General features: G+C 49.3%; 7 protein-coding genes. 3 read left to right on the top strand and 4 right to left on the bottom strand.

What is annotated here, in order from left to right:
- Window positions 1-6: 6 nt before the first annotated feature.
- From sdhA to sdhC, 3 genes are read right to left on the bottom strand one after another with little or no spacing between them, the layout of a single operon-like run.
- Window positions 7-1,779 carry a succinate dehydrogenase flavoprotein subunit gene (sdhA, locus tag KDK15_RS07230; RefSeq protein ID WP_257294687.1) on the bottom strand — a complete coding sequence of 591 codons (1,773 nt, stop codon included), beginning with the start codon at window positions 1,777-1,779 and terminating at the stop codon, window positions 7-9.
- Window positions 1,780-1,782: 3 nt separating this feature from the next.
- A complete protein-coding gene (sdhD, locus tag KDK15_RS07235; protein WP_257294688.1) occupies window positions 1,783-2,151 on the bottom strand; it encodes a succinate dehydrogenase, hydrophobic membrane anchor protein in 369 nt (122 codons plus the stop codon).
- Window positions 2,145-2,519: a succinate dehydrogenase, cytochrome b556 subunit gene (gene sdhC, locus KDK15_RS07240; protein ID WP_257294689.1), complete on the bottom strand. Its 375-nt coding sequence runs from the start codon at window positions 2,517-2,519 to the stop codon at window positions 2,145-2,147. Before sdhC ends, sdhD begins: the two co-directional genes overlap by 7 nt.
- 462 nt (window positions 2,520-2,981) lie before the next feature.
- Here sdhC and gltA point away from each other — a divergent pair, with 462 nt between their 5' ends.
- Window positions 2,982-4,274 (top strand): citrate synthase, encoded by a 1,293-nt coding sequence (gltA, locus tag KDK15_RS07245; RefSeq protein ID WP_257294690.1) that lies wholly within the window; start codon window positions 2,982-2,984, stop codon window positions 4,272-4,274.
- A 138-nt stretch (window positions 4,275-4,412) separates the two neighbouring features.
- Window positions 4,413-5,060 carry a D-alanyl-D-alanine dipeptidase gene (gene ddpX / locus KDK15_RS07250; protein ID WP_257294691.1) on the top strand — a complete coding sequence of 216 codons (648 nt, stop codon included), beginning with the start codon at window positions 4,413-4,415 and terminating at the stop codon, window positions 5,058-5,060.
- A 39-nt stretch (window positions 5,061-5,099) separates the two neighbouring features.
- Here ddpX (KDK15_RS07250) and KDK15_RS07255 read toward each other — a convergent pair whose 3' ends face one another.
- Complete coding sequence (locus KDK15_RS07255) at window positions 5,100-6,407, bottom strand: protein kinase (protein ID WP_257294692.1); 1,308 nt, start codon at window positions 6,405-6,407, stop codon at window positions 5,100-5,102.
- A gap of 139 nt (window positions 6,408-6,546) precedes the next feature.
- Here KDK15_RS07255 and ddpX (KDK15_RS07260) point away from each other — a divergent pair, with 139 nt between their 5' ends.
- Window positions 6,547-7,236 carry a D-alanyl-D-alanine dipeptidase gene (ddpX, locus tag KDK15_RS07260; protein WP_257294693.1) on the top strand — a complete coding sequence of 230 codons (690 nt, stop codon included), beginning with the start codon at window positions 6,547-6,549 and terminating at the stop codon, window positions 7,234-7,236.
- The last annotated feature ends 236 nt before the right edge of the window (window positions 7,237-7,472 follow it).

Raw genomic sequence — 7,472 nt, forward strand, 5'->3', positions numbered from 1 at the left:
TCTCCCTTAGTAGCTTCTTGCCTTGGGAGGAAATGCCTCCATTGTTGCCGGGGCAAAATTAACAGCACGCTTACTTACTGATTTATCAATCGGTGAGTAAAGCGAGTGCGCCAGCCAGTTTTCATCATCCCGCTCCTGGAAATCATTACGGGCATGAGCTCCACGAGACTCTGTTCTGACCTCGGCTGAAATGGCCGTTGCATAAGCAACCTGATACAGATTTTCCAACTCAAGTGCTTCAACCCTGGCCGTGTTGAATGCCTGACTCTTATCCTCCAGATGAAGGTTGGCCAGCCGTTCACCCAGTTCATCCAGCAACTTGAGACCTTTCTGCATGCTCTCACCTTCACGAAACACACCAAAATAGAGCTGCATGGTGTTCTGCAGGTCAGCACGCACTTTGGCAACGCTTTCACCACTGCTTGATTTGTTCAGGCGATCAAGTCGGGACAAGGCTGCTTCCACATCACTGTCTGAGGCGTCCACAGAATCAAAGCCCTCTTTCAGGTTCTTCTCAATCTGCAGGCCTGCGGCGCGACCAAAGACCACCAGATCCAGTAGAGAGTTACCACCCAGACGGTTGGCACCATGTACAGAAACACAGGCCGCCTCACCACAGGCATAAAGGCCTTCAATCACTTCATCTTTACCTGCCCCATCCTGACGAAGAGCCTGACCGCCAACATTGGTTGGAATCCCCCCCATCATGTAGTGGCAGGTGGGTACCACAGGCACCGGCACTTTCACAGGATCCGCATGAGCAAAGGTTCTAGACAGCTCACAGATGCCGGGCAGACGCAGGTTCAGTGTCTCTTCACCCAGATGATCCAGCTTCAGCAGTACGTGATCCTTGTTGGGACCACAACCACGTCCTTCAAGAATCTCGATAACCATAGAGCGGGCAACAACATCGCGGCCAGCAAGGTCTTTGGCGTTTGGCGCATAACGCTCCATGAAGCGTTCACCTTCACTGTTAATCAGGTAACCACCTTCACCCCGACAACCCTCTGTTACCAGCACACCCGCACCATGAATGCCAGTGGGGTGGAACTGCCACATCTCCATATCCTGCATTGGATATCCGGCACGCAAAGCCATACCGATACCGTCACCGGTATTGATCAGGGCATTGGTGGTGGAAGCGTAAATACGTCCTGCACCACCGGTGGCCATTACTGTTGCTTTTGCTTTGATATAAACGGTTTCGCCACTTTCAATATCAATTGCGATAACACCGGCAACCTGACCTTTCTGATTCTTCACCAGATCAACGGCATACCATTCATTAAGGAAGGTGGTACCACCCTTCAAATTAGCCTGATACAGCGTGTGCAGCAGTGCGTGACCAGTACGATCTGCCGCTGCACAGGTTCTGGCGGCCTGACCACCTTTACCAAAATCTTTGGACTGACCTCCGAACGGGCGCTGGTAAATTCGACCCTCTTCAGTCCGGGAGAATGGCAAGCCCATATGTTCCAGCTCGAAAACCGCCTGCGGACCCACCGAGCACATATACTCAATAGCATCCTGGTCACCAATATAGTCGGAGCCTTTCACCGTATCGAACATGTGCCAGCGCCAGTCATCTTTTGGATCTGCGCTGGCAATTGCACAGGTGATACCGCCCTGGGCAGATACCGTGTGAGAACGGGTAGGAAATACTTTACTGACGCAGGCCGTTTTAATTCCGGCCTGAGTAAGCTGGAGCGCGGCACGCATGCCTGCTCCCCCACCACCTATAACAATGGCATCATAGGTAAGGGTACGAAGTGCTGACATCGATTAAAGCCCCCAAAGAATTTGCACGCCCCAGATCACATAACTGAACAGAGCAATAAAGCACACAATCTGCAAAGGAAAACGGATGAGAACGGACTTTCTGCCAAAAGCTCGATCATTAAAGTAGTCAGTGGTAATCGTCCACATACCGATCCACGCATGAGCCAGGATAGAAATCAGCGCCAGCAGGGTAAAAATCCGCATCCATGTTTCATCGAAGAGCTCAGCCCATTGGCCAAACTGGAGACCGGGATTGATAACCAGATAGCCAAGCAGGAACACCGAATAGGCACCAAGAACCACAGCTGTCAGCCTTTGCAGCATCCAGTCATAAAGCCCACTGCGGGACAAATTGGTGATATTGGTTACCATACCCAAACCCCCGCAAGGATAATCAGCACTATTGACAGAACCAGAGTTATAATAGCTCCCAGACTTCCTGACTCCTTGCCATCACCCACATCAACATCCATCAACAGATGTTTCACTCCAGCAATAAAATGATAAATCAAGGCAGACAGAATGCCCCAGATTATGAATTTTGCCAGGGGAGCTGACAGCAAGGCCTTGAGAGCGTCAAATGACTCCTCGGAAGCAAGCGACAAATCCAGTCCATACAGAAGAAAACCCAGACCAACAAACAGGATGACACCCGATATGCGGTGCAATATCGAAGTGTATGCAGGCAGGGGTAATTTGATTGTTGTTATATCGAGATTGACAGGTCTTTTGCTATTCACTCTTTTGCCCCAACGCTCGGTGGCGTACACAGCAGAATCAGCAAGAACATCCAGGTTCTCTGGACCCTACGACAAGCAAGTGGAGAAACGCTAAATGCGAAATAAACGATTTCCCCTCAATTTAAAGCCGGAGGTCCGAAGAACCTGCCCTTACGGCTTCGTGTCGGAGTATATACACTCTAACAGGTAATTACAATTGCTCACCTTATTAAGCACTTACCCCTAAAACACCAAGCCGCGTTTCATATATTGGTTACGGATTACATTCATAATCAGTTCGTTTGACAAAAAAATTTATGTCTCTATAGTGGTCAAACCGTAATAGGGGCCTAATAACAACTAATTCAAATATTTTTTAAACAGGCTCCCGGCTTTATTTGTGATTTTTCCGGCTTCATTTTTTAAAAAGCATCCATCTAAAGTAACTATAACGAGACCAAACGGCATGACAGGAGGCCATAAATGGCTGACAAGAAAGCTCTACTCTCCATTGACGGCACGGACCAGACTCTGGAGTTACCCATTTATTCAGGCTCTCTCGGGCCTGATGTTGTTGATGTCAGGGGGCTGACTTCCAACGGTCTGTTCACCTATGATCCGGGGTTTGTTTCCACTGCATCCTGTGAGTCGAAAATTACTTACATCGATGGCGACAAAGGCATTCTTCTGCATCGTGGTTATCCAATTGAACAGCTGGCTGAGCAGTCTGATTATCTGGAAACCTGTTACCTGCTGCTTTACGGAGACCTTCCTGGCCGCCAGGAAAAGGAAAAGTTTGAAAACACCATCATGCGTCACACCATGCTCCATGAACAGATGTGCGATCTGTTCTCCGGATTCCGTCGTGATGCCCACCCAATGGCGGTTATGTGCGGTGTTGTCGGAGCCCTGTCTGCGTTCTATCACGACTCACTGGACATCACCAATGAACTGCATCGTGAAATCTGTGCCTACCGCCTGATTTCCAAAATGCCTACGCTTGCGGCCATGGCCTACAAATACTCGATTGGCCAGCCGTTTGTTTACCCACGAAACGACCTGAGCTACGGCGGCAACTTCCTACACATGATGTTTGCCACGCCCTGCGAAGAGTACGAAGTCAAGCCTGTTCTGGCCAAGGCGATGGATCGCATTTTCCTGCTCCATGCAGACCATGAACAGAATGCTTCCACATCCACCGTTCGCCTCGCAGGCTCTTCCGGTGCCAACCCATTTGCCTGTATTGCTGCCGGTATCGCCGCGCTCTGGGGGCCTGCTCATGGCGGTGCCAATGAAGCCGTGCTGGTGATGCTGAACGAGATTGGTGATGAAGCCAATATTGATGAGTACATTGCCAAAGCAAAAGACAAAGATGATCCATTCCGCCTCATGGGCTTTGGACACCGGGTTTACAAGAACTTTGACCCTCGCGCCAAAGTAATGAAGCAAACCTGCGATGAAGTGCTGACTGAACTGGGCCTTGAAGATGACCCTCTGTTCCGGATTGCCAAGCGTCTGGAGAAAATTGCCCTGGAAGACGAGTACTTCATCAAGAAGAAGCTCTACCCCAATGTGGACTTCTACTCCGGGATTATTCTCAAGGCTCTGGGTATTCCAACAGAGATGTTCACCGTAATCTTTGCTACCGGCCGTACTCCGGGCTGGATTGCTCACTGGCATGAGATGATCAGCGGCGATTACCGTATCGGGCGTCCCCGTCAGCTGTACACCGGTGAGACAAAACGTGACTACATACCTGTAGCCGATCGCAGTTAACCCTCTACTTTTTTTCTTTCCCGGTTTCACTGGCAAAGGTGTTACCGGGTTTATTCACCTCCTTCCTTTCTGCCCCATCGTCTAAACTCGGATAAATAATAATCAGCCAAAGCCACCTGCTTTAGCGGTTTCAAGCCGGTGCCTGGAACACTGAGCACAATCCATATTCTCTATCTGGTCATAGCCAATACTCCTGTTATTAAACGTGAGATCGTCTTAATGAAAGCGCCCACAGAACTGAAACTCATTACTGCAGAACAGTTTGGCATTGACATCGAAATGGCGTATGCGACCAGCAATAACTTTACCGGACATCCGGTTTATAAAAACCACGACTGTTATCTTCACCCACTGGCCGCAGAAAGAATCAAACGAGCTTCAGAGTTATTGCGTCCTCTGAATTTGAAATTGAAAGTATGGGATGCTTTCAGGCCAAAAACGGCTCAGGCAGAATTATTCCGGTTTTTCCCTGACCCTGATTACGTTTCCGACCCGGACACCGGCTTGTGCAGCCACTGCCGCGGGATAGCAATTGACCTCACCATTATTGACCACTTCGGCCATGAGCTTGAGATGGGAACCCCGTTTGATGACTTCCGCGCTCTGGCACACCATGGCAATGAACAGATTTCTGCAGAGGCGCAGCGCAACCGTTTACTTCTGGCAGGCGTCATGAATATTGCCGGCTTCGACCCTTTAGATACTGAATGGTGGCACTATCAACTACCGGAGGCTATAAACTACCCAATTATTAAACCGGAGCAGCTACCACCGACACTTACGTAATACCAATTCCTCACTTTGGCAGTTCTGATGCGATCAGCATCATGGTTGCAAACCATGTTCCTGCAGCGTACGAACAATAGTTTCCGCCCCGGGGCGCTGATCGGGATCTTGTTGAATCATCCCGTTGACCAGTTCCGCCAGCACGGGGGCTGACCGGTGCTGACAATGTGGTTCATCAAGAGTTACCAGTAAGTTCTGTTGGTGAAATTCCTGCCAGGTATGCATGGTCAATAAGTCTGCATCCATCATAATTTCAACAAATGAGATGCCAGCGGAGTAAATATCAGCACTGAAATACTGTGGCATGCTGTTTCTCACTTCTGGCGCAGAATAGAGGGCAGAGCCGGATGCATCGGAGGGAAAGCGGTGCTCAATCACCCGGTGTGCATTACCAAAATCGGCGATTCGCAGACGGTTCGCAGTTATATCAACCAGCAGATTGTCCGGTTTGATATCCCGGTGCAGAATGTGGTTCTGTTTCAGTACTGCCAGACCACGGGCCAAATCAAACAGCCAGGAAACTATCGTCGGGACACGTTCAGCCGGTGCCACCAGAGTGATCGCCCGGGCCATATTCAGCCCTCCATCCTGGAGAAACAGCTTCGTGGTGTAGTCCTTCGTGTCAATGGTTCCGTTAAAACCGATAAAACCGATAATAAAATCACTACTCAGCGACCTGAGCAACAGGGCCTCCTGATGATCGGCCTGATAAACCGAATTAGCCTCTTCATCACTGGCATCGATACTGCGGCTTCGGATTACCCATGGCTTCTTTGCCGGGGCTTGGGGTAAGTATCTGACCACAAGCGTCTGGCACGCTGAAGGCTCAGTATTACTGCAGCTGATTTTACTGGCGGTAGCGTTGGACTGGTCTGGAATTTCACCCAAAGAGACTGACCTGTGTAATCTTTCTCCAGCGCTGGCCTGCAGCGCCCAATTGTCGCCAATGTCCTCACCGGGAGTCGCTGGCTCACTCCCAATTCCGGATGAGCCGCTGTCATCTTCAAAAATGATATCGTCCGACTCACTGTCCTCATCTGCCTCAGGAAAAAAATCCGCACTTCTGCTAAAATCGGGGAGTTCAACATCAGGAAAACCTTCATCAACGTTGAAATCGTCAGTAGCGTCTTCATCCTCGCTGGACCAGTCCACAGACAGATCCGTCCGGGATACGCTTCTTTCCCATAAACCCGTTTCATGCTGATGGAGTTCGGACTCAGGCAACACCTTTTCCTTTTCAGCAGAATCCGTCACACCACTAACTTGCTGACCTGGTGCCGTCAGTTTGTTATCCTGACTGGCAACATCAACAGGCCTATTACTCCCACCCTTGGAAACGCCATCCATAAAGCCACCTGAAGATCTTGTATATCTTAAGTTTTTTTCGACCAGGGCAGCAGATAATCGATACAAGATTGATACCATAACCAGCAAGCCCGGTGAAGAGCCAAAGGATTTTCCCCCCCTTCGACTCCGCTCAGGATGAATGGAACCCATCAAAGCCATTAAATGCATTTCATCTCCCCATATCCCGCTAAAAATACAGGAAACCTATGAAATAGTGACTATGCTTGCCATTTGCCTTGGTATGGAGACTCCAGTGACGACAATAAATAGTAATGGCAACTTGGTTTTACTTTGCGAAAAACACCACCCCGTAAAACTTGATATTGTCTACGCCAGTAGCAACAACTTTACCGGCCAACCCATTTACAAAAGCAGCCAATGCTACCTGCATACTGACGCTCTGACTTGCCTGCTGAAAGCGACTGAGCTGCTCAGACCACTGAATCTCCGACTCAAAATCTGGGATGCCTTTCGCCCATTGTCGGCACAGCAAATCCTATTCAAACATATGCCTGACCCTGACTATGTTGGTAACCCGGAATCCGGCCCCTGCCCTCACTGCAGAGGGGTTGCGGTGGATCTCACCATCACCGACCGTTTTGGCAGAGAGCTTGACATGGGTAGCCAATTTGATGATTTTCGTCCGCTGGCTCATCATGGCAACGATCTGGTTTCAGAAGAAGCACAGCGCAACCGACTTATGCTGGCAGGCGTGATGAATATCGCCGGTTTTAAGCCCCTGATAACCAAGTGGTGGCACTACCAGCTACCCAACGTTGCCAGTTATCCCTTAATCCCTGAAGCTGAGATACCTGAAGGGATAATGTAACTCTCTGCTTTTCCGGCACAGAATAAAACACACGTGGCTCTGTGATTTGCTATAAATCATAGCTGATTTGCCATGATTACTTTTATGCAAATCCTGCACCTTGGTAGTTACCATTTTAAAAAACTGAGAATAAATACCTTCATTCCATAAGAGACTGCTCAATGCTTCATAGATTAATCATCCACAAATGCCCATGGCGCGAGAAAATGTTTTGCGCCACCCTCAGGGATGAAAAA

The organism is Endozoicomonas sp. YOMI1 (assembly GCF_024606345.1).
In the GTDB taxonomy this organism is placed as follows: Bacteria; Pseudomonadota; Gammaproteobacteria; order Pseudomonadales; family Endozoicomonadaceae; genus Endozoicomonas.

What these genes read in the sequence shown, in the direction of transcription:
- sdhA (WP_257294687.1), bottom strand. Translation starts at nt 1,779, where the DNA reads ATGTCAGCACTTCGTACCCTTACCTATGATGCCATTGTTATAGGTGGT.
- sdhD (WP_257294688.1), bottom strand. Translation starts at nt 2,151, where the DNA reads ATGGTAACCAATATCACCAATTTGTCCCGCAGTGGGCTTTATGACTGG.
- gltA (WP_257294690.1), top strand. Translation starts at nt 2,982, where the DNA reads ATGGCTGACAAGAAAGCTCTACTCTCCATTGACGGCACGGACCAGACT.
- KDK15_RS07255 (WP_257294692.1), bottom strand. Translation starts at nt 6,407, where the DNA reads ATGGATGGCGTTTCCAAGGGTGGGAGTAATAGGCCTGTTGATGTTGCC.
- ddpX (WP_257294693.1), top strand. Translation starts at nt 6,547, where the DNA reads ATGGAACCCATCAAAGCCATTAAATGCATTTCATCTCCCCATATCCCG.